Source organism: Microtetraspora sp. NBRC 16547 (assembly GCF_030268965.1).
Classification (GTDB): Bacteria; Actinomycetota; Actinomycetes; order Streptosporangiales; family Streptosporangiaceae; genus Microtetraspora.
In genome coordinates, this window is sequence record NZ_BSSE01000004.1 from 384,996 (window position 1) to 407,097 (window position 22,102).

General features: G+C 72.6%; 16 protein-coding genes. 11 read left to right on the forward strand and 5 right to left on the reverse strand.

The window, feature by feature from the left end; all coding sequences use genetic code 11:
• Window positions 1-63: 63 nt before the first annotated feature.
• From moeZ to QSK17_RS09255, 10 genes are all read left to right on the forward strand, one after another.
• Window positions 64-1,242: an adenylyltransferase/sulfurtransferase MoeZ gene (gene moeZ / locus QSK17_RS09210; RefSeq protein WP_285704118.1), complete on the forward strand. Its 1,179-nt coding sequence runs from the start codon at window positions 64-66 to the stop codon at window positions 1,240-1,242.
• A 105-nt stretch (window positions 1,243-1,347) separates the two neighbouring features.
• Window positions 1,348-2,067: a hypothetical protein gene (locus QSK17_RS09215; protein ID WP_285704119.1), complete on the forward strand. Its 720-nt coding sequence runs from the start codon at window positions 1,348-1,350 to the stop codon at window positions 2,065-2,067.
• On the forward strand, window positions 2,061-3,305 hold the full coding sequence (locus tag QSK17_RS09220) for a S8 family peptidase (protein WP_285704120.1): 1,245 nt from the start codon (window positions 2,061-2,063) through the stop codon (window positions 3,303-3,305). The genes QSK17_RS09215 and QSK17_RS09220 overlap by 7 nt, the downstream gene beginning before the upstream one ends.
• A gap of 9 nt (window positions 3,306-3,314) precedes the next feature.
• Window positions 3,315-4,145, forward strand: coding sequence for a hypothetical protein (locus tag QSK17_RS09225; protein WP_285704121.1), 831 nt, complete (start codon window positions 3,315-3,317; stop codon window positions 4,143-4,145).
• Window positions 4,139-5,290, forward strand: a complete 1,152-nt coding sequence (locus QSK17_RS09230) for a S8 family serine peptidase (protein ID WP_285704122.1) — start codon at window positions 4,139-4,141, stop codon at window positions 5,288-5,290. The genes QSK17_RS09225 and QSK17_RS09230 overlap by 7 nt, the downstream gene beginning before the upstream one ends.
• A 101-nt stretch (window positions 5,291-5,391) precedes the next feature.
• Entirely contained in the window at window positions 5,392-5,763 is a 372-nt protein-coding gene (locus QSK17_RS09235) for a hypothetical protein (protein ID WP_285704123.1), read from the forward strand.
• Complete coding sequence (locus QSK17_RS09240; RefSeq protein WP_285704124.1) at window positions 5,751-6,053, forward strand: MGMT family protein; 303 nt, start codon at window positions 5,751-5,753, stop codon at window positions 6,051-6,053. Before QSK17_RS09235 ends, QSK17_RS09240 begins: the two co-directional genes overlap by 13 nt.
• 49 nt (window positions 6,054-6,102) lie before the next feature.
• Window positions 6,103-8,997, forward strand: a complete 2,895-nt coding sequence (locus tag QSK17_RS09245; RefSeq protein WP_285704125.1) for a CDP-glycerol glycerophosphotransferase family protein — start codon at window positions 6,103-6,105, stop codon at window positions 8,995-8,997.
• Window positions 8,998-9,051: 54 nt separating this feature from the next.
• The gene (locus QSK17_RS09250; protein WP_285704173.1) at window positions 9,052-12,222 is read left to right on the forward strand and encodes an ATP-dependent helicase; all 3,171 of its coding nucleotides are present in this window, start codon (window positions 9,052-9,054) and stop codon (window positions 12,220-12,222) included.
• A complete protein-coding gene (locus QSK17_RS09255; RefSeq protein ID WP_285704126.1) occupies window positions 12,216-15,431 on the forward strand; it encodes an ATP-dependent helicase in 3,216 nt (1,071 codons plus the stop codon). The genes QSK17_RS09250 and QSK17_RS09255 overlap by 7 nt, the downstream gene beginning before the upstream one ends.
• Window positions 15,432-15,446: 15 nt before the next feature.
• Here the strand turns inward: QSK17_RS09255 and QSK17_RS09260 are convergent, their stop codons facing one another.
• From QSK17_RS09260 to QSK17_RS09275, 4 genes are all read right to left on the reverse strand, one after another.
• Entirely contained in the window at window positions 15,447-15,746 is a 300-nt protein-coding gene (locus QSK17_RS09260) for a Uma2 family endonuclease (RefSeq protein WP_285704127.1), read from the reverse strand.
• A gap of 265 nt (window positions 15,747-16,011) precedes the next feature.
• The gene (locus QSK17_RS09265) at window positions 16,012-16,371 is read right to left on the reverse strand and encodes a hypothetical protein (protein ID WP_285704128.1); all 360 of its coding nucleotides are present in this window, start codon (window positions 16,369-16,371) and stop codon (window positions 16,012-16,014) included.
• A 592-nt stretch (window positions 16,372-16,963) separates the two neighbouring features.
• Window positions 16,964-18,940, reverse strand: a complete 1,977-nt coding sequence (locus QSK17_RS09270) for a DUF6596 domain-containing protein (RefSeq protein WP_285704129.1) — start codon at window positions 18,938-18,940, stop codon at window positions 16,964-16,966.
• Between the two features lie 173 nt (window positions 18,941-19,113).
• Window positions 19,114-19,440, reverse strand: a complete 327-nt coding sequence (locus QSK17_RS09275; RefSeq protein WP_285704130.1) for a YciI family protein — start codon at window positions 19,438-19,440, stop codon at window positions 19,114-19,116.
• 143 nt (window positions 19,441-19,583) lie between these two features.
• Between QSK17_RS09275 and QSK17_RS09280 the strand changes: the two genes are divergently transcribed.
• On the forward strand, window positions 19,584-20,261 hold the full coding sequence (locus tag QSK17_RS09280) for a DUF998 domain-containing protein (RefSeq protein WP_285704131.1): 678 nt from the start codon (window positions 19,584-19,586) through the stop codon (window positions 20,259-20,261).
• A gap of 62 nt (window positions 20,262-20,323) precedes the next feature.
• On the opposite strand, the gene QSK17_RS09285 is transcribed toward QSK17_RS09280, so the two are convergent.
• Window positions 20,324-22,015: an IucA/IucC family protein gene (locus QSK17_RS09285; RefSeq protein WP_285704132.1), complete on the reverse strand. Its 1,692-nt coding sequence runs from the start codon at window positions 22,013-22,015 to the stop codon at window positions 20,324-20,326.
• Window positions 22,016-22,102 lie beyond the last annotated feature (87 nt).

Here is a 22,102-nt window from a genome sequence, read left to right on the forward strand (position 1 = left end):
GGAGGGCCCCGGCTAGGTTGTCATTAGATGCTTGTGATGACCCCCTGAAATGGGAGTGGGATTGTGTCGTTGCCACCGCTGGTAGAGCCGGCAGCAGAGCTGACCGTCGACGAGGTGCGCCGCTATTCGCGTCACCTGATCATCCCCGACGTGGGAATGGCCGGGCAGAAGCGGCTCAAGAACGCCAAGGTGCTCTGTGTGGGAGCCGGCGGCCTGGGCTCCCCGGCGCTGCTGTACCTCGCCGCGGCGGGCGTCGGCACGCTGGGCATCATCGACTTCGACGTCGTGGACGAGTCCAACCTGCAGCGCCAGGTCATCCACGGCCAGTCCGACGTGGGCCGCCTCAAGGCCGACTCCGCCGCGGCGAGCGTCCGCGAGATCAACCCGCTCGTCAACGTGGTGATCCACAACGTGGCCCTCACCACCGACAACGTCATGGACATCTTCTCCGGCTACGACCTGATCGTGGACGGCACCGACAACTTCGCCACGCGCTACATGGTCAACGACGCGGCGGTGCTGCTCGGCAAGCCGTACGTCTGGGGGTCCATCTACCGCTTCGACGGGCAGGCCAGCGTGTTCTGGGCCGAGCACGGCCCCTGCTACCGCTGCCTCTACCCCGAGCCCCCGCCTCCCGGCATGGTCCCCTCCTGCGCCGAGGGCGGCGTCCTCGGCGTGCTGTGCGCGTCGATCGGCTCCATCCAGGTCAACGAGGCCATCAAGCTCATCACCGGCATCGGCGAGCCGCTCGTCGGCCGCCTGATGATCTATGACGCGCTGGAGATGAAGTACCGCGACGTCAAGGTCCGCAAGGATCCCGAGTGCCCGCTCTGCGGCAAGAACCCCACGATCACCGAGCTGATCGACTACGAGGCGTTCTGCGGCACCATCTCCGACGAGGCCCAGGAGGCCGCCGCCGGTTCCACGATCACCGCCGCCGAGCTCAGGGACATGCAGGAGCGCGGCGACGACATCTACGTGATCGACGTCCGCGAGCAGAACGAGTACGAGATCGTCAACATCCCCGGCGCCGTGCTCATCCCCAAGGGAGAGTTCATCAACGGCTCCGCCCTGGAGGGCCTGCCGCAGAACAAGAAGATCGTGCTGCACTGCAAGTCCGGCGCCCGGTCAGCCGAGGTCCTCGCGATCCTCAAGAACGCCGGCTTCGCCGACGCCGTCCACGTCGGTGGCGGCGTGCTGAGCTGGGTCAAGACGGTCGACCCCTCGCTTCCCGTCTACTGACGTCCAGTCCCCCGGCCGCCGTCCTCACGATCAGGACGGCGGCCGCGGCATCGTCGTTTTGTCTATTTGATGGATTTGTGCCCAGGTGGGGTTAAGGTCGCTGACGTGAGTGGGACACGGACGTGGCCGGCGCTGATGGTGGCGTCCGCACTCACCGTGATCTGCGCGATCATCGCCGGCGTGGCGGCGAGCGCGGCGGTCGGCGAACTCACCAGAGGCCCGAGCGCGGCTGAGCTGCGACAGGCGTCCGCGGCCGAGGTGGCCCGCCGCTGGGAGCTCTGGAGTGCCGGCCGGATCTTCCCCGCGACCCTCGGTTACACCGGCGAGCAGGGCGGCCGGGAGACGGCCAGGAGGGTCGGCATCTCCTCGCGCACCGACTGCGCCGCGTCCGTCGACGCCCCGCTGCGCGCCCCCGTGCGCGCCGCCGGATGCCGGGCCATCCTGCGGGCCACCTACCTCGACGCGCTCCAGGGGATCGTCGTCACCGTCGGTGTCGCCGCCTTCCCCGACCCCGTCTCCGCCTCGGCCGCCGAGGCCGCCTTCCCCAAAGCCGGGAAACCCTCGCCCGGGCTGCGCGCCCTGGCCTTCCCCGGCACCGTGACCGACCGGTTCAGCGCCGCCAGCCGCCAGGCGAGCACGGCCAGGCAGGCCGGGCCGTACGTCGTGCTGACCACGGTCGGGCAGGTGGACGGGAGGCCGGCCCGCTGGGTCGGCAAGCAGCGGCCCACCATCTTCACCTTCGCCGGCGACCTGGCCGCCCAGATCGGGACGGCGCTCACCGCGCCGGTCGCGCCCGACTGCGAGGCCAAGGAATGGCGATGCTGAGGCCCCGCGTCCTGGCCGCACTGGCCACGCTGGCCGCCTGCACGGTCGCCCTGCTCCCCGGTACGGCGCTCGCCGACGACGTGCGGGCCAGCCAGGACCCCGTGCTGCGCACCCTGGACCTCGCCCAGGCATGGCGCTTCACCAAGGGCGAGGGCGTCACCGTGGCCGTCCTCGACTCCGGGGTGGATCCCCAGCACCGGGACCTCGCCGGATCAGTGACCATCGGCAGGGACTTCACGACGGGCGCGAACCCCAGGGGCGTGGCCCCCGTCCGCCTGCACGGCACGTACATGGCCTCGCTGATCGCGGGGCACGGGCACGGTCCCGGCCACGAGGACGGCGTCATCGGCGTCGCGCCGGAGGCGAAGGTGCTCTCGGTGCGGGTGATCCTCGAAGACGAGGAACCAGGCTTCCGCTCGTTCAACTCCGACATGCGCTATGAGGGCGTGGTCGCCAAGGGCATCAGGTACGCCGTGGACCACGGCGCCGACGTGATCAACCTGTCGATCTCGAAGGACCTGCCGACCGAGGAGGAGCGGGACGCCATCCGGTACGCCATCTCCAAAGGCGTGGTCCTGGTCGCGGCGGCGGGAAACGAGGGGGCGGGCAAGCGCGACGCCCCCTACTCCTACCCGGCGGCCATCCCCGGCGTCATCTCCGTCGCCGCGGTCACGCCCGCTCTGCGCCGGGCGTCGTTCTCCAACCGGAACTCCTCGGTCATGCTGGCCGCGCCGGGTGTGGACATCCTCGGCGCCGGCCCCGGCGACGAGTACTGGGTGGGCCGCGGCACCTCCCAGGCGACCGCCCTGGTCTCCGGGGTCGCCGCGCTGATCAAGGCCCGCCATCCCCGGATGTCGCCGGCCCTGGTGGCGCAGGCGCTCACCTCGTCCACCTCCACGAGGAACAGGTACAACACCGGCACCGGCTTCGGCGTGGTCAACGCGAACCGGGCCCTGACGACGGCGGCCGCCCTCGCGCGGCACCGGGCCACGGCGACGGGACCGGGCGTCCAGGGCCCCTCCCGAAAGGTCGGGGCCAGGCGGCGCGATCCCGAACCCGTGGCGGTGGTGCGGCGCGACCAGCGGGCGATCGCCGTCTACGCCGCCGTCGCGCTCGGCGGTCTCATCGGGGCCGGCACCGGCGTGGTCGTCCTCGTCCTGCTCATGCGGCGGGCTAGGCGCGAGGACGACGACACTCTGATTCCGCCTGATCCTTGGCGTCCGGAGCCGCAGCCGTAGCATCGAGGTATGTCGCCCGACCAGCCGGGGAAGCAGCCCCGCGCGCATCGCCGGCCCGCGTCCGCGCGGCGGGCCGAGGCGGCCCGGGCGGCCGCGGAGCGGGCCGCGCTGGCGCGGGGCGTCAGGTTCCGCTCGACGTACGTCGCCATCATGGGCGTCGTCCTCGCCGTCGCCGCCGTGAACGTCCTGCTCGGCGCGGTCGGCGTGCTCCGGGAGACGCGATCGCGCCCGCTGACCGGGGCCGAGCGCGCCAAATACGCCCAGGAGGACGTCGCACGCCGATGGCGGGCCTGGCCGGTCGGCATGGTGTTCCCTGAGGAGATCGGATACGCCGGGCTCGGCCGCGCGCAGCAGTCCGCCCGCCGGGTCGGGGTGGCCCCCGAGAGCGCCTGCGCCGCCGCGGTCGATTCGCCCGTCGCGTCCGTGCTGCGGAGACACCGCTGCGTCACCATGCTGCGGGCCACGTACGTCGACCAGACCGCGACGTTCGCCGTCACGGTGGGGGTCGCGGTGCTCCGCGACGAGCTGACCAGGGCGGACACCGCCGCCGAACTGCCGCAGGACGACCGGGTCGGCGTACGGCCGGTCGCCTTCCCGAACACGGTGACGGACCTCTTCGGCGCGGCCCAGCGGCAGCGGACGGGCTGGGTGGGGGCCGGGCCGTACATCGTCTTCTCGTCGGTGGGGTACACCGACGGTCGGACCCGTGACTCCGTGCCCGCGGAGGAGCAGTTGAACAGCGAGATGTGGCCGGTCGCCCAATCGATCGCCGGACGCGTCGCGCGTTCCCTGGCCGAGCCGCCCGACGTCCCGCGCTGCACCCAGGGGAACGTGTGTTGAGGCGCGCGGCGCCGCGCGCCGCCGCCCTGGCCCTGTCGATCGTGGCCCCGATGGTGACGCTGCCGATGGTGACGCTCTCGCTCCTTCCCGCCGCGCCGGCCTCGGCGGCGCAGGGCGGCGACCGCACGGTGCTCGACGCCGTCAACGCCGAGAAAGCATGGAAGGTGACCAAGGGCGAGGGCGCGATCGTCGCCGTCCTCGATGGCCGCGTGGACGACGGCGCGTCCGAGCTGAAAGGCCGGGTCGAGCATGGACCCGACATGACGGGGACCGTCTACGGCACGGCCAAATCGCCGCCGGGACAGGCCACGGCCACGGCGTCGCTGATCGCCGGCGACGGGAGCGGGGGCGGCGCCTGGGGCGTCGCGCCCCGGGCGCGCATCCTGTCGATCCCGGTGATCTCCGAGAGCCCGACTGCGGGCTTCGTCGATCCGCAGGCGGAGCCGGACATCGCGATCGACACCCCGCTCGCGCGGGCCATCCGGCACGCCGCGAACAACAGGGCGAGCGTCATCAGCATCCCCGCGGGCTCCTATTCCGTGGGCAGGATGGACCGCGACGCGATCTCCTACGCGCTCTCCCGGGGCGTGGTGATCGTCTCGGGCGTGGGCGACGGCGGGGACCACTGGCGGTTCCCCGCCGGATATCCCGGCGTCGTCGGCGTGGCCGCGGCCGGGAAGAACGCCCCCACCAGCACGAACCTGTCCGTGCTCGTCGCCGCGCCCGGCGTGGACCTGCCCGTGGCCCTCCCGGGGGGCGGGCACGGCCGCGGCACGGGCAGCGGCCCGGCCAGCGCGGTCGTCGCCGGGGTCGTCGCCCTCATCAAGGCGCGATATCCGGACCTGAAACCCGAACTGGTGGCCCGCGCCCTCACCTCCACCTCGCGGCGCGGGGCCCCCGGATATGACAAGAAGACCGGCTTCGGCGTGGTCGACGCGGCGGCCGCCCTCGCCAGGGCGGGGGAGCTGGGCGGTTACGACCGTACGGTGCGGGTGAACGAGGACCTGCACTTCGGCGACGGCAGGCTCGCGCCGGGACCCGTGCGACCGGGAGCCGATCCCGTTAGGCTCTGGATCTACGGCATCGGCGTCCTCCTCGGCGTCGGCGCCTTCGCGGCGGCGGCCGTGTGTCTCACCCGCCGGTGATCACATGTTGATGGCCGTTCGGCTGCGGTTCGGCTGCGGTATGGCCGATCCCGGCACTATCGGGCACAGTCGGGGGCAAAGGTTCGCTAGGGTCGCGGCTCATGGGGTACGAGCTGCGCGTTGAGCGTGAAGCACCGCTCGCCTACGCCGAACTCGCGAGCGTGGTTTCGGCGGAGGCCGGATTCGAGCTGCGCGGGTCGCAGGAGGCCGGCGAGGTTCTCGCGCGGCACGGCGACGCCGTGCATTCGGTGGCGACCTGGTCGGGACGGCTGGCCGGCCAGCCGGGGTCGGACTGGCACGTGGCCCAGCTGGCCCTGCTCTCCGATCTCGTCCGCGCCCGTCTCATCGGCGAGGACGGTGAGGAGTACGGCATCAGGAACGGCATCGTCGAGCAGATCAACGGGTCGTCGAGCTACGAATTCGGCAAGCTGGAAGAGATCATCGCGGCCGGACCGGCCGAATGGAGCGCCTGAGCGGCTACGCCGAGCGGGTCCTCGACGTGGTCGAGCGGATACCGCCAGGCAAGGTCATGCCTTACGGGGACATCGCGGAATACCTGGGGGAGGGTGGACCGCGGCAGGTGGGACGCGTCCTGTCCCACTGGGGCGGCGGCGTCCCGTGGTGGCGCGTGCCCAGGGCGGACGGATCCCCGCCGGTGGGACACGAGGCCGAATGCCTCGCCCGGTGGCGAGAAGAGGGCACGCCACTCCGGGGAGACCGAGCGGACATGAGAGTCGCGCGATGGGACGGACGCACTCGCTGACCGCTTACCATTTCTAGAACACCGGTCTCCGAAGGGTGGTGCCTCCTCTATGACACCCGCGCCCACGAGCGACGCGGTCGCTGACCGATTGCGGGCTGTTCAGGAGCATTATGACCGGGGTGAGTCCATAGAGGCGCTGATCGCCCTGGTCCGGGAGGCGGGCCTGGGGCCGGCCGAGCGCCGCGCCGTCGATCGCGAGGCGCTCGGCGGAGCGCTCGGACTGCGGCTGGACGCGGCGGCCAAGCGGGGGGCCGCGCGCCGTCGTGACGCCATCGCGGCTCTGCGACCCTACCTCGCCGAGGTGGACGCCCGTGTCAAGAGCGATCTCCCGGTCGGCCGTCGCGCCGCGTACCACCTGATCGAGACCCGTGACCCCGAGGAACTCGCCGAGAGCGACGCGCTGGCCAAGCTGGCCGCCGCCGCGGCGGAGCCGTCCCGGCGGGTCCGCAAGGGGTTACGGTGGTACGCCGATCTGCCCGTCGAGGTGGACGACAAGCTGCTCCGGCTGCGCAAGGCCGACCTCGTGCCGGTGACGCAGATCGACGACATCTCCTGGGTCGGCGGCCGATTGCGGATCACCGGCCACGCCTACCTCGCCGGGCTGTCCGTGCGCAGCAGGCGGTTCAACCACGCGACGGTCGTGCTCAAGGGGCCGCGCTGGCTGCCGCACATCACGCTGAAGACCCGGCGCGTCTACCGGCCGGAGGCCACCCACGCCGCCAAGGAGCCGGGCTGCAACTACGACTGGGCGGGGTTCACCGCCGAGCTGCACCCCTTCTCGCTCCGCTGGCGGGCCGCGCTGCGCGCCGTGGTCCGCGGCGGCAAGCGCGTGCTCAAGCGCCGCCACACGGTCCAGGACACCACCACCTGGCGCGCCGAGATCGCGATCTGGAGCCGCATGGCGCGGGCGACCGGCGCGCTCCGCGGCCCCGCCATCGGCCGCACCGAGCGCCCGGCCGGGCTGCAGGTCAAGCCGCGCTGGTGGGTGCGCCCCGTGTGGACGTCCGACAAGGCGCTCCAGGTCGTGCTGCAGCCGACGAGGGCCGAGCTGATCCGCGTCCGGCTGGAGGGCGACAACGTCGTGCTCACCGGCTTCATCCCCGGCCACCCCGTCACCAGGGGCAAGGCCAGGGTCGGCGGCCACCGGATGGCCGCGGAGTTCGCCCCCGTCGAGGGCGGCAGCGAGTTCTCGCTGACCCTGGGCGTCCAGACGTTGCTCAAGGACCGCGACGCGCGCCGGCTCTGGGTCGAGCCCAAGGGAGAGCCGGCCGCGGCCGTGATGCTGGAGGGCGCCGAGGAGACCCGGCTCATCGTCGGCGACCGCGAGATCACCGTCCAGGGCGACCGGCGCGACCGGATGGTCATCTCCGGGCACAAGATCCTGCCCGTGATCACCTCGGCCGAGTGGCAGGACGACGCGCTCACCCTCACCGGCAGGTACCCCGACCCCGATCCGGGGCCGCGTGACCTGCTGCTTCGGCACCGCGGCGGCCTGATCATCCGCGTTCCGCTGCGGCGGGACGGCGAGGACTTCTCGGTACGGCTCGCGCCCGGCGCGATGCCGAGGTTCGGAGGGAGCGTCCCGCTCGCCGAGGGCATCTGGAGCATGTCCGTCGCGCCGCCGGGCAAGCACGGCCCCGCCATCGCGCCGACCCGCTTCGACCATGCCGGGCTGGACGCCCTGGACGAGGAGCGGCGCACCATCGACGGCCGCGTCTACCGGTTCGTCGCGACGCGGTACGACGTGCCCGTGCTCGTGGCGGCCGAGGACCGGCCGGGCGACGAGCGCAGCGCCGCCGGAGTCTGGGCGCTGAGCCGCAACTTCTACCCTTCAGAGCGGGCCCTGCCCGTGCGCGAGGCCGCTGTCTACGTCTCCTTCGACGGCAGGTCATACTCCGACAGCCCGCGCGCGGTCTACGAGGAGCGGCTGCGCCGGGGCGACGACAGCGAGCACATCTGGGTCGTCAGGGACGGCGCTTTCGTCCCGCCGGGCTCGGCCGAGCTGGGCCTCGGCGGCGACATCGTCCCGAAGGTCGTCAGGGAGGGCAGCCGGGAGCACTACGAGGCGCTGGCCCGCGCCCGGTACATCGTGTCCAACGGCTTCCTGCCCCCGTGGTTCCGTACGCGTGACGACCAGGTGTGCGTCCAGACCTGGCACGGCACCCCCGTCAAGCACATCGGCCGTGACCTGCCGCACATGCGGCGCGAGCCGAGGCCGCCGGTCTGGCACCGCCAGGCCGCCGAGGTGCGCGGCTGGGACGTCCTGGTCTCGCAGAGCCCCTGGGCCTCCTCCGTGCTGCGCAAGGCGTTCGGCTACGAGGGCGAGATCCTGGAGAGCGGATACCCGCGCAACGACGTGCTGGCCGGGGACCGCGAGCCCGTCGCGAGCGCGATCAGGCGGCGCGTCGGCGTCCCCGAGGGCAAGCGGGTGATCCTCTACGCGCCGACGTTCCGGGACTACGACCGCAGGAACGCCTCGGTGAAGCTCGACCTCGTGGACGCGCGGCGCGCCCTGGGCGCGGACCACGTCGTCCTCGTGCGCGGCCACGCGATGCAGGCGTTCCCGCACGTGCCGTCCCTCGACGGGTTCGCCGTCGACGTGACCACCTACCCCGACATGGCGGACCTGCTCCTGATCGCGGACGTGCTGGTCACCGACTACTCCTCGTCGATGTTCGACTTCGTGGCGAGCGGCCGGCCGGTCGTGCTGTTCACGCCGGACCTGGACCGCTACCGGTCGGCCCGCGAGCTCTACCTCGACCTGGAGGCGCAGCGGCCGGGACCGCGGCTCGCCACCTCTCCGGAGGTCGTCGAGGTCCTGCGGTCGATCGACTCGGTGTCGGCCAAGCTCGCCGACCGGTACGCCGCGTTCGTCCGCACCTACGCGCCGCACGACAACGGCAAGGCGGCCGCCCGCCTCGTCGATCACGTGTTCTCCTCCTGACCCTGTGCCCAACGGGGCACGATCAGCTCCCGTGGTCTGGTGGAATGGCGTGTTATGAGTTATCGGCTGGTGCGGCGTGGAGCGGTCGGGCGGCACGCGGCCCCCGTTCTGGACGAGCACCAGCGGGCCGTCGTCGAGCACGGTTCGGGACCGCTCCTCGTCCTCGCCGGCCCGGGCACGGGCAAGACCACCACGATCGTGGAGAGCGTGGTCGACCGGATCGAGCGCCGCGGAGTCGACCCCGAGCGCGTTCTCGTCCTCACCTTCAGCCGCAAGGCCGCCGGTGAGCTGCGGGAACGTATCACCGGCCGGATGCGCAGGACGACCAGGACGCCGCTTGCCCTCACCTTCCACAGCTACGCGTACGCGCTGCTGCGCCGCGAGGCGGTCCTGGCGGGCGAGCCGCCGCCCCGGCTGCTGACCGGCCCGGAACAGCTGCTGGAGATCCGCCGCCTGCTGCACGGCGAACTGGAGGACGGCGCGCGGCACTGGCCGGACCGGATGCGCGAGATGCTCGGCACCCGGGGGTTCGCCGAGGAGCTGCGCGACTTCCTGTCCCGCGCGGCGGAGCGCGGCCTGGACGGCGACGCGCTGGTCCGGCTCGGTCGCGCTCACGGGCGGGAGGACTGGCAGGCCGTGGGGCTCTTCTCCTACCGCTACCAGGACCGCTTCGACCTCGACCCGGTGCCCTCGCTCGACTACGCCGAGCTGATCCGCGCCGCCGCAGGACTGCTCACCGACGGCGACGTACGGCGGCGCGAGCGGGCGGCCTACGACGTGGTCTTCGTGGACGAGTACCAGGACACCGACCCTGCTCAGGAGCTCGTCCTCCGGCAGCTCGCGGGCGACGGGCGCGACCTGATCGTGGTGGGCGATCCCGACCAGTCCATCTACGGCTTCCGCGGCGCGGACGTCCAGGCGATCCTCCGGTTCCCGGAACGGTTCCGCACCCTGGACGGCCACGAGGCGCCGGCCGTCGCGTTGAAGGTCTGCCGCCGCAGCGGCCCCGAGCTGCTCGACGCGTCCCGGCGGGTCGCGGCGCGGCTGCCCGCCACCCGCACCGGCCACCGCGACCTGCGACCGGTCGCCGGGGCGGAGCCGGGCGGCGTGCGCGTCCTGGTGGCCGACAGCGCCAGCCAGGAGTCCGCCGTCGTCGCGGACACCCTGCGCCGGGCGCACCTGCTCGACGGCGTGCCGTGGTCCCGGATGGCCGTGCTCGTGCGCAGCGCCGCCCGGCAGATCCCGGTCCTGCGCCGCGCGCTGGTCACGGCGGGGGTGCCGGTCGTCGTCGGCGGCGACGAGGTGCCGCTGATCCAGGAGCCCGGGGTGCGGCCCCTCATCACCTTGCTGAAGGTCGCGGTCCGGCCGTCCGCGCTCGACGCGGCGACCGCGGAGGAACTCCTCACCGGCCCGCTGGGCGGCACCGACATGATCGGCGTCCGCAGGTTGCGTCGCGCCCTGCGCGCCGCGGAACACGCCGAGGCCGCCGACGACGAGACGCTGCCGTTCACGCCCCGATCCTCGGACGAGCTACTCGTCGCCGCGATCCGTGACGCCCGGGAGCTGATCCCGGTCGAGCCGCACGTGGCCGCGCCCGCCGAGCGCGTCGCCGGGCTACTCAAGATCGCGCGTTCCGCCGTACAGGATGGGCCGGAGGCCGTGCTGTGGGCGATCTGGCAGGCCAGCGGGCTGGCCGAGCGATGGACCGACGTCAGCGTGTCCGGCGGGGCGCGGGGCGCGCAGGCCGACCGCAACCTGGACGGCGTCGTGGCGCTGTTCGACTACGCGGCCCGGTTCGTCGACCGGCTGCCCAAGGCGGGCGCGGAGGTCTTCCTCGACGACCTGATCTCGCAGGAGATCCCCGGTGACTCGCTCGCCGAGCAGGCGCCGGACGGCGAGGCCGTACGCATCCTGACCGCACACCGGTCCAAGGGCCTTGAGTGGGACGTCGTGGTGGTTCCCGGCGTCCAGGAGGGCGTCTGGCCGGACCTGCGGCTGCGCGGCTCGGTCCTCGGCATCGAGACGCTCGTCGAGCTGGCCGGAGGCACCGCGCCGGACACAGCCGGGCTCGACACCGGGGCGGCCGCGGCCGCGCTCGCGTCCAAGCTGCTCGCCGAGGAGCGACGGCTGTTCTACGTCGCGGCCACGCGGGCGCGCCACCGGCTGGTCGTCACGGCGGTCGGCGGCGAGGACACCGATGAGCGTCCCTCCCGGTTCCTGTCCGAGCTGCTGCCCGGCGGCGCCGAGCCGGTGACCATGGACGACAAGGCCCGCTGGCTCAGCATGCCCGCGCTCGTGGCGGACCTGCGCGCGGCGGTCTGCGACCCGGCGAAGCCCGAGGCGCTGCGCCGGGCCGCCGCGACGCACCTCGCCCGGCTGGCCCGGGCCGGGGTGCCCGGCGCGAGCCCCCGCGACTGGTACGCGCTGACCCCGCTGTCCGACGACCGCCCCCTCGGCTGGCCGGACGACATCGTCCGCGTCTCGCCGTCCGCGGTGGAGAACTTCACCAAGTGCGGGCTCCGCTGGGTTCTGGAGACGGCGGTGGGCGCGGGCAGCGCCAGCGTGACGCAGAGCCTCGGCACCGTCATCCACGCGATCGCCGTGCTGGCGACGGGCGACGACCCGGATCTCGCGAGGCGGCTGGACGACGTCTGGGACCAGTTCGACTTCGGCGGGGTGTGGTTCAACCGCAAGCAGCGCAGGGTCGCCGAGCAGATGGTCGAGCGGTTCCTGCGCTGGCACCGCGAGAACCCCCGCGAGCTTGTCGCGCTGGAGGAGCCGTTCACCGCGGTGCTGTCCGAGGGTGTGCACATCAAGGGCCGGGTGGACCGGGTCGAACGGGACGGTGACGGCCGGGCGGTCATCATCGACATCAAGACCGGCGGCACCAAGCCCAAGGACGGCGATCTCGACCGGCACCCGCAGCTTGGGGCATACCAGCTCGCCACGCTGCTGGGCGCCTTCAAACGGCACGGCCTGGTGGAGCCGGGAGGGGCCGCGCTCGTCCAGGTGGGCAAGGCGGCGGGCACCTCGGGCGGGGCGAAGGAGCAGGCGCAGGGCGCGCTCGGGGAGGACCCCGAACCCGGCTGGGCGCAGGAGCTCGTCGAGACCGTCGCCGCCGGCATGTCCGCGAACCTGTTCGTCGCCAAGGTGAACGACGGCTGCCGCACCTGCGCCGCGAAGATCTCCTGCCCGGTCAACGACAGCGGAGGTCAGCTGTGCTGAGCCCGGTCGAGCTCGCCGGAAAGCTCGGCATCCTTCCCCCCACCCAGGAGCAGGCGGTCGTGATCGAGGCCGGCCTGGAGCCGATGGTCGTCGTGGCCGGCGCCGGGTCAGGCAAGAGCGAGACCATGGCGGGCCGGGTCGTCTGGCTGGTCGCGGCGGGCCTGGTCCGGCCGGAGCAGATCCTCGGGCTGACCTTCACCCGCAAGGCCGCGGCGGAGCTGGCCGACCGGGTGCGCAGGCGGCTCGGCGGGCTCGCCTCGGCCGGCCTGGTCCCGGCAGAGCTGCTCGACGCCGAGCCGACCGTCTCGACCTATCACGCGTACGCCGCCCGGCTGGTCACCGACCACGCGCTCCGCGAGGGGCTGGAGCCGACGATGCGGCTGATGACGCCGGCCGTCGCCTGGCAGATGGCCGCACGCGTCGTTGGCCAGTACGACGGCCCCATGGACCTGGTCGATCTCGGGCCGCCGAGCGTCACCGCCGCGGTCCTGGAGTTGGCGGGTGAGATGGCCGAGCACCTGCGCGGCGCGAACGAGGTGCGCGAAGTGGGCGCGTGGCTCCGGGAACGCCTCGCCGAGCTGCCCGGGAAGACCACGCTGGCCCAGCAGCGTCCGGTGCGCACCCAGGCGGTACGCGAGCAGCTCCTGCCGCTGGCCGAGGCGTACGAACGGGTGAAACGCGGCAGGGAGGTCATCGACTACGGCGACCAGATGGCCCTCGCGGCGCGGATCGCGACGGCCCACCCCGAGGTGGGCGCGACAGAGCGGTCGCGGTTCTCGGTCGTCCTGCTGGATGAGTACCAGGACACCAGCCACGCCCAGCTCGTGCTGCTGCGCGCCCTGTACGGCGGCGGCCACCCGGTCACGGCGGTCGGCGACCCCTGCCAGTCGATCTACGGCTGGCGCGGCGCGTCGGCGGGCAACCTGTCCCGGTTCCCCGAGGACTTCCCGACGGCGGCGGGGGATCCCGCGCCGGTCCGGCAGCTCTCGGTCAGCTTCCGAAACGGGGAGCGGGTACTCGACGTGGCGGCCAAGATCCAGGTCCCGCTGCGGGACGGGCGGCGCGGGAGCGTGCCCGTGCTCGTGCCCGGCTCCAACCGGGTGGACCGCGGCCGGGTCGTCTGCGCCTTCCACGAGACCGCCGAGGACGAGGCCGCCTGGATCGCGGACGGCATCGCCAGGACGCTCGGCGCGGAGGACGCGCCCGACGGCCTGCCCTGGGGCGAGGGCGAGCGGGCGCACGCCGTACAGCCCAAGGACGTGGCGATCCTGGCCCGCAAGCGATCGCAGTTCCCCACCCTGCGCCGCGCCCTCGAAGAACGGGGCATCCCGGTCGAGGTCGTCGGGCTGGGCGGCCTGCTGACCGTCCCCGAGGTGGCCGACATCGTGGCCACGCTGCGCGTCCTCTACGACCCCACCGCGGGAGACGCGCTCGTGCGGCTGCTGGCCGGGCCGCGTTGGCGGATCGGCCCCGCCGACCTGAAGGTCCTCGGCGACCTCGCCCGCGAGCTGAGCCAGGAGAGCAGGCGGGCCGACGACCCGCTGGAACAGGTGATGGCCGACCTGGAGAGCGAGCGGGGCAGCCTGATCGACGCGCTGGACGAGCTGCCCGAGCGGCCGGAGTGGCTGGAGCTGTTCTCCCCGCTGGCCCGGGTCCGCCTGCCCGCGCTGGCGGGCGAGCTCAGGTCGCTGCGCGCCCGCGCGGGCCAGCCGCTGCCCGACCTCATCACCGAGATCGAACGGCGGCTCGGCCTCGACATCGAGGTGGCCGCCCGGGGCGGGAGCGCGCTGGCGGCCCGGGCCGACCTCGACGCGTTCCTCGACGCCGCGGCCCGGTTCGCCGGGGACGCGGAGGACCCCACGCTCGGCGCGTTCCTCGCTTACCTCAAGGCGGCGGAGAGCGAGGAGTTCGGCCTGGAGGCCGGGCGCGTCGGCGAGACTGACAGCGTGAAGCTCATGACCGTCCACGCGTCCAAGGGCCTGGAATGGCCGGTCGTCGTCGTCCCAGGCCTGTCGCAGATCACCACGCAGAAGGGCGGCCTGGCCAAGGGCAGCGTCTTCCCCGCCACGCCGGTCACCAATTCGCGATGGACGGAGAACCCCCGCAAGCTGCCGTACCCGCTCCGTGGCGACGTGGCCGACCTGCCGGTGCTGGCGGGCCTCGACAAGGACGCGCTCGCCGACTTCGACGAACGCTGCCGCGACCGGGACCTGTTGGAGGAGCGTCGCCTCGCGTACGTGGCCGTGACCCGCGCGCACTACCTGCTGATCGCCTCGGGGTACCGCTGGGGCACCTCCTCGAAGCCGCTCGAACCCTCCGACTTCCTGACGGAGATCCGCGACGCGGGGGCCACGGTGGCGCGCTGGAACGAGAGCGACGGAGCGGAGAACCCGCTGCTCGCCGAGCCTCCCGAGGCCGCCTGGCCGTCCGTGTCCGTACGCGACGCGGTGCTGGAGGGCGCCCGCATGGTCGAGGAGGCCATGGAACTGGCGCTGGAAGGCCGTGCGATTCCCGCGCCCGACAGAGGGGAGCGGACGCGGGCCTGGGCCCGTGACACCGAGCTGCTCCTCAGGGAGCGCGAGCAGCGCAAAGAGGCGGCGGTCGTCGACCTGCCCGCGCGGCTGTCCGTGTCGTCACTCGTCACGCTGGCCGGGGACCCGTCCGCGCTCGCCCGGCAGGTACGGCGTCCGCTGCCGAGGAAGCCGGCACCCCTGGCCCGGCGGGGCACCGCGTTCCACGCCTGGCTGGAGTCGCGCTGGGGGCAGCAGCGGCTGATCGACGACTTCGAGCTGCCCGGGGCGTCTGACGACCTGTCCGAGGCCGACGTCCAGGTCGCCGAGCTGCAGGAGCGGTTCGAGGAGAGCGTGTGGGCCGCGCGGGAGCCGCTCGACCTGGAGGTCCCGTTCGAGACGATGATCGCGGACCGTCTCGTCCGCGGCCGCATGGACGCCGTGTTCACCGACGGCGACGGCTATGTGGTGGTCGACTGGAAGACCGGTGAGCGCCCGCGGGGCCGGGCCGCCCGCACCGCCGCCGTCCAGCTCGCGGCCTACCGCCTGGCTTGGGCGTCGCTCGCCCGGGTGCCGCTGGAGAAGGTCGGGGCGGCCTTCCACTACGTCCGCTCGAACGAGACCGTGCGGCCCGTCGACCTCCTCGACGCCGAGGGCCTGGCCGAGCTGATCCGCCGGATCCCGCAGGCCGATTCGTGAGGCGGTCCGGAAAGCTCAGCCGAAGATCAGCGATGTGTCGAGCTTGATCCCGAACGGCTCCGGCAGCTCCAGCGGCTGACCCGCCTCCACCATCACGATCTCCTGGTACGGCTGCCGCTCGTCGTCCGGAGCGAGATCGCCGACCGGCCTGCTCATCAGCGTCATCGTCGGAGGATCGGTCACGGGATCGACGATGAGGTAGAGCGGTGCCCCGGCCCGCGCGTAGTCCAGCGGCTTCTCGTGCCAGTCCACCATCCGGGTGCCCGGCGAGCAGACCTCGACGACGAGCAGCGTGCCGTCTCCACGCATGCGCATGTCGACGTACGGGAGAAGCCTTTCAACCGCCAACGGCGAGCAGCGGCGGGACGGTGATCGTGAGGGCCGACGGTCAAAACGCGGGACTTGTGGGCGAGCTCGGTTGCTGGGAATCAGCGTTCCCTCGCTGGGGGCGTTGGGAGGAAGGGCCTCGACCCGGAGGCGCGAGTCGAGTACTATCTGTGACATCGCCGCCGCTTTGCGGAGCGGTTGGAAGTGAGCCCGGGAAGATCCCTCCGGAGGTGGGGTCCCGGGCTCGCGGCTTTCATCCGCCAATCCGGTAAATCTCCGCCACCTCGGACAGTCTCTTGAAATAGCTGGGGTCGTCGCATCGGTAGGCGACAAGCGCTCCGGCGGCACAGTCCGCGATCCAGAGAAGCGGTTCGACCGCACCTGCCACATGCTGGATCCGGAGGCCGCCGGGAATCCGGTGACGGGCGAGCAGCGCTCCCAGCAGGTCCCGGTCACGCTTGTTCTGGGTCTTTTCCCGGGACTCGATGACGATCTCCGCGACGCCCGCCTTTGACAGCTCCCAGACCAGCCGCTCGAAACACTTACGCCGCCGCCGTTCCGACTTCGCCGCAGGTTCCCCCTCATGCACCACGAAGACGAAGAGGACATCCAAGTCCTCCAGGATCGCAATGATCTCGGCGCGGCGCCGAGCCGACTCCTTGACCCAGTGGAGTTTGCGCTCACCGCGGCCATCCGGCTTCGAACCGAAGAGATGGCCTCATCGCAGACAAGTGCGGCGACAAGGATGTACACGTCTGGATCAAGGGACGAGTTGGACTCGGACTCGTCGACAAACGCGACCCAGCGTTCTTCGTCCATGGTCGGGGGCAGCGCGGGCACGGCGCATACAATACGCAATCACATGGATACTTTCCGCATATCTCGTCATCACTCTCCGCGCATGGTGAAGAGATGTGCGTGCCTCCGCGCCGACTCACAGATCACCGCCCAGCGCGCCCGAGAACCACAGCTCCCCAAGCAGCAGCCCATCCCCGGATGCTCTCCAGGACCTCTGGGCGGTTGACTTCCTGGATGAGGCGTTCAAGGTCTCGGCCATATGGAAGACCTCGGCAGGCGGTATGGCTCCTGTGTGGATACCGCTCTGGATCGGCCGAGATGGACTGAGGTCATGAGGCGCGGGAAGCCGCGCGACACCGATGGCGGGACGTCCAGATGTGGAGTCGCCTGGATATCGTGCGCGGTGGTCAGCCGCGGGGCTTGAGCTGGCGGAGGGTGTAGCCGGCGCCGGCCGGGTCCAGGGGGATGGTGGCCCGCTTGAAGAGGTACTCGGCCCGCTCGTAGGACAGGCGGCGACGTCCCGTCTCCGGGCACAGGTCGGCCTGCGCGGGCATCCGGGCGGGGCCGGACCGCCGGTCGGCGAGGAACACCGGGCCCCGGGTCCGGCCGGCCACCAGGTCGGGGAGAAGCCGGGCGGTACCGGAACGCCAGCTCACCCAGCCGCCTCCCGCCCGGGCCCGGCGGTCGTCCAGGTCCAGATCCTCGACGTTCAGGGACAGCACGGTCGTCACCCCGGCCGCCGACTCGTGCAGGAGCCGCCACAGGGTCAGCTCCCGCAGGGGCACATCGGGGAGGTTCCACAGCGCGTCCAGCCGGGCCGCGTCGATCGTCTCCGTACGGGCCGGGCTCACGGCCCGGCGGTCGAGGCCCGCCGCGAGGTCGTCCAGGGACGCCCACGCGCAGAACGACCGCACCGCGGACCGGTGCCGGTTCCAGGTCGCGGCCGCCGCCTCGCCCCAGGCAGTACGGAAAACGTGCGCCACCTGATCGGCGGTCAGCGAGTCCAGCGGCAGCTCGTCGCCCAGGGACCGGCGTAACCGCCGCAGCGTCTGCCCGTACGAGCGGGCGGTTCCGCCGTCGAAGTCGTCGCGGGCCAGGAAGCCGCGGGCGGCCTGCCAGAGAGTGAACGTCGGCGCCTTGGGAGCGGGGATCTCGTCCGCGCGGCGGCGCAGGAAGGCGCGTTCGGCGTCGTTCCCGGTGAGGGATGCGGCCCTCAGGAACTCGCGCCGCGCCTCCTCGCGCCGTCCGAGCCGGAGCAGGAGATCGCCCCGGACGCTCGGGAGCAGGTGGTAGTCCCGCAACGTGGGGTCGCCGGTCAGCGAGTCCACCACGGCCAGCCCCGCCTCCGGCCCGTACGCCATGCCGAGCGCGACCGCGTGGTTGAGCCGCACGACCGGGGTCGGGAGCAGCCGGGACAGCGTCTCGTACAGGGCCGCGATCTGTGCCCAGTCGGTGTCCTCCGCCGTCCGTGCCTGCGCGTGGCACACGGCGATCGCCGCCTGCAGCATGTACGGCCCCGGCGGGCCGCCCGCCTCCCGCGCGCGCAGCATGGCGGTGAAACCGCGGCGGATGAGCAGCCGGTCCCAGCGGCCCCGGTTCTGCTCATGGAGCTGGACCGGCTCCCCCGAGGGGCCGGTGCGCGCGGCGGAGCGCGACTCCTGGAGCTCCATGAGCGCGATCAGGCCGTGGACCTCGGCCTCGTGCGGAGCCAGCTCGGCCAGCAGGCGGCCGAGCCGCAGCGCCTCCAGGCATAGCTCCGGCCGCATCAGGTCGTCGCCGGAGGTCGCCGAATATCCCTCGTTGAAGATCAGGTAGATGATGCCGAGCACGGACGACAGGCGCTCGGTCAACTCGGCGCCGTCCGGCAGCTCGAACGGCACCCCCGCCTCGGCCAGCGTCCGCTTGGCAGAGGCGATCCGCTGGACGATCATCGGCTCGACGGCCAGGAACGCCCGCGCGATCTCGGCGGCCGTCAGACCGCCGAGCAGCCGGAGCGTCAGCGCGACCCGCTCCTCTGTGGGCAGCACGGGGTGGCAGGACAGGAACATCAGCCGCAGCACGTCGTCCGGCTCGCCGTCCGGTTGTCGCTGTTCCAGCTCGTACGCGATCTGCTCGTGCTTGCGCTCCAGGCGGGCGGACCGGCGGATGTGGTCGACGGCCCGCCGTTTGGCGATGGCCATCAGCCAGGCTCCCGGGTTGTCCGGGACGCCGGACTCGGGCCACTGTTCGAGCGCGGAGACCAGCGCGTCCTGGGCCAGCTCTTCGGCGAGGCCGACGTCGCGGACCATGCGGGTGAGTCCGGCGACGATCTTGGCCGACTCCATCTTCCAGACCGCGTCGATCGTCCGCCGGACGCCTTCCGGAGGGAGGGAAGCGTCGATCATGGTCTGCCGATGCCTTTCGCCGGTTCGGTGTGGTGGTTCGGTCTCCGGCCCGTGCCTACTCACGGGAGAGGCCCCGCCCGGCGCCCCCGGTCAGGAGAGGGGCGCCGGGCGGTGCCGGAGGCGTCGCGGTCCGGCGGCCGGGAGTGCGCTCACGAAGCCCGGCCGCACAGGTGTCAGGGGCCGAAGACCTGCTGGATCACGCTCTCGCCGTCCCCGACGATCTTGCGGAAGCGCCGGGTCACCTCGATTGCCTCCTCCTTGCTGCGGACCTCGACGAGCGCGAAACCGGCCACCGCCTCCTTGGCCTCGGTGAACGGCCCGTCGGTCACCGTGATCGTGTCGCCCGAGGACGCGACGCGGACACCGCCGGCCTCCAGGCCGCCGGTGGCCAGCAGGACCCCGGCCGCGGTCAACTCCTCGACGAACTTGGCCATCTCGGCGTACAGCGTCTCGTCGGGGGCGGCGGTGTCGGTGGCCTTGGTCGTCATCAGGTAGCGCACGAGGTTTCTCCGTGTTCGTTATTCGCTTCGGTGTTTCGCCCAAGCGTCGAACACCTTATGTGACAGGGAACGGCGGCATTCCCTGTCGCATCACCGGATCGACGTGTCAGCGAGAACCGACGAACACCAGAAAGGCATCGGCCATGACCGCCATCCAGATCCCCGCCGCCACCACCACTCCCGCGACCCCCGCGACCTCGGCGACCACCCGCGCCCTGCTCACCTGCGCGGCGGTCGCGGCGCCCCTGTGGGCGACCATCTCCCTGGCCCAGGCCGCCACCCGGGAGGGCTTCGACCTGATCCGCCACCCGCTGAGCGCGCTGAGCAACGGCTCCCTCGGCTGGCTGCAGATCGCCAACTTCCTGGTCGCCGGTCTCCTGACCATCGCCGGGGCGACCGGCCTGCGCCGCGCCATGCGCGGCACTCCCGGAGGCACCTGGACGCCACGGCTGGTCCTGGTCAACGGCATCGGGATGATGGCCGCGGGAGTCTTCGTCATGGACGCGGCCGACGGCTTCCCCATCGGCACCCCGGACGGGATGCCCGAGACGCTCACCTGGCACAGCTACGGCCACATGGCCGCCGGATCGGTCGCCTTCATCGCGCTGATCGTCGCCTGCTACATCCTGGGCCGGCACTTCGGCCGCGCCGGGAACCGGGGCCTCGCCGTCGCCTCCCGCGTCGCCGGCACCGCGCTGCTGGTCGGCGACGGCTGGTCGATGACCGGCGGCGCGGCCGGCTCCTTCACCCTGGCCGTCGGCGCCATCACCGCGATGCTCTGGGTCTCCGCGGTTGCCGCCCGATATCGCCGCGGTCTCTGAGCCACCACTGCCCGCCTGACCCCGACGGAGCGCGAATCGCCGGTCGTGGCGCCATGGGGACGTCAGGCGAGGGGGTTGGCGATGGGGACGTATCCGGCGGATCGGTCGGCGCCCCTGGCCCAGCGCACGCCGAGGTTGGCCTTGGCCGGCAGTGGCGCGCCCGCGAGCAGTTCGGCCAGGAGGGGCGGCGAGCCGTGCCCGGCGGCGTACGCCGCGAGGACGTCCCTGGCGATCGCCCAGAGCTCGGGCGAGAGGTCCTGCCCCGCGTGTTCGGCGACCGTGGCGGCGATCTCGGCGAGGTGGTTCACCAGGAGGCAGTAGACGATCCGGTTCCAGCCCCGCTCGGCGTCGTAGGTGAGCGCCGTGGCCACCGCGGAGGGCAGGTCCGACACGTCGTGCCGGTCCCGGAGGAGTTTGGTCCCCTCCATGTCACGAAATATGACTTCACGAGGGAGGCCGTGGTGATCGACCCCGAGCAGCACGTTCTGCAGGTGGGGTTCGAGGACGACCCCGTGCGTGAAGTACGCGTCGAGCACCGGCGGCGCGACCTTCTCCACGTAGGACCGCCACCAGTCGAGGGGGTCGGCCGCGCCATACGGACCCGGGGCGCGTGCAGCCCTCCCAGCGGACCCTGCGGCGGACCCTGCGGCGGGCACTGCGGCGGGCACTGCGATGGGCCCGGGGAGCGGTCCGGCGAGCGCGCCGGCGAGGACCGGGGTGACGCCAGGACCGCACACCGTCCAGGGACCGGGCCGGAGGATCACGCCCAGCCCTTCGAGCAGCCGGACGCCGAGGTCGGCGGACCGGTATCCGGGCTCGGGCAGCCACCGCGTCCCCGGGAAGTCGGCGGCGAGCCGCGCGAACACCGGGCCGAGCCGCTCGCTCAGCTCCACCGCGCCGATCAGCTCGTACCACGCGTTCTTCCGCACGCAGTTGGTGATCCGCACATCGAGACTGAACTTCAGGCACATCCCGGTCTCCGGGTCATACACCGTGCGGACCGACGAGGTGGGGACCACGGGACGCGAGCCGTCACCCAGATCGACGAGCCGCCCGTCGGCCAGCGGGCCGCGCAGTTCGTCGGCGAGAAGGTCGAGCTGCCACGGATGGGCGGGCAGCGGCACGTATCCCGGCGGCGCGGAGCCGAACAGGTCCAGCGCGCCGGTCTCGCCCCGCCCGGCCACCAGATCCGCGCGCACGCCGAGCAGCCGGAGCGGGAACCGCGCGTGCGCCTCCGGCGCGTAGCGCACCCAGCCGGACCCTTCCCGCGCCTTCGGAGAGGGATGGAAGGGGTGTCCGGCCACCAGTGCCTGCTCCGACGCGAGCCACGGATCTTCGGGCGCCCCGGTCCGCTCGCGGGCGCGCAGCAGCGCCGTGATCGCCTCGCGGCTGCTCGCCACCTGCGCGGCGAACTCCTCGTTGCCGCCGGGGAGCTCCTGCTCGACCAGCTTGACCAGCATCTCGGAGGTGAGCGGCTGCCAGGCGCCGCCCGCGAGCCACTCGGCCGGGCCGTCGAAGCGCAGCGCGATCCCGCCGTGGACCCGCGCCCGGAGCAGCGTCCCGGCCACCCGGAGCAGCAAGTACGGCCCGGCCGGCCAGACCTGCCCGCGCGGCCCGGCCACCTCGCGGACGCAGCAGCGCAGCAACGCCCCGAGCGTCACCGTCTCCGCGACGGCACGGCGGTCCTCATCGGTGGGCGGACGGCTCCGCGGACGACCCCGCGGGCGGCTCTCCGCCGTCGATACGGCGTTCATTTCCACACGACGTTCATCGAATCTCCTTCGGCGTGGAGGACCCCGTCCGCGGTCCGGTGAAGCAGGTCGGTGAAGCAGGTCGGGGAA

Bases quoted from the DNA above. Each gene is read 5' to 3' on its own strand.
- QSK17_RS09270 (WP_285704129.1), bottom strand. From the start codon at position 18,940: ATGATCGACGCTTCCCTCCCTCCGGAAGGCGTCCGGCGGACGATCGAC.
- QSK17_RS09260 (WP_285704127.1), bottom strand. From the start codon at position 15,746: ATGCGCATGCGTGGAGACGGCACGCTGCTCGTCGTCGAGGTCTGCTCG.
- QSK17_RS09250 (WP_285704173.1), top strand. From the start codon at position 9,052: ATGAGTTATCGGCTGGTGCGGCGTGGAGCGGTCGGGCGGCACGCGGCC.
- QSK17_RS09240 (WP_285704124.1), top strand. From the start codon at position 5,751: ATGGAGCGCCTGAGCGGCTACGCCGAGCGGGTCCTCGACGTGGTCGAG.
- QSK17_RS09225 (WP_285704121.1), top strand. From the start codon at position 3,315: ATGTCGCCCGACCAGCCGGGGAAGCAGCCCCGCGCGCATCGCCGGCCC.
- QSK17_RS09245 (WP_285704125.1), top strand. From the start codon at position 6,103: ATGACACCCGCGCCCACGAGCGACGCGGTCGCTGACCGATTGCGGGCT.
- QSK17_RS09235 (WP_285704123.1), top strand. From the start codon at position 5,392: ATGGGGTACGAGCTGCGCGTTGAGCGTGAAGCACCGCTCGCCTACGCC.
- QSK17_RS09285 (WP_285704132.1), bottom strand. From the start codon at position 22,015: ATGAACGCCGTATCGACGGCGGAGAGCCGCCCGCGGGGTCGTCCGCGG.
- QSK17_RS09280 (WP_285704131.1), top strand. From the start codon at position 19,584: ATGACCGCCATCCAGATCCCCGCCGCCACCACCACTCCCGCGACCCCC.
- QSK17_RS09220 (WP_285704120.1), top strand. From the start codon at position 2,061: ATGCTGAGGCCCCGCGTCCTGGCCGCACTGGCCACGCTGGCCGCCTGC.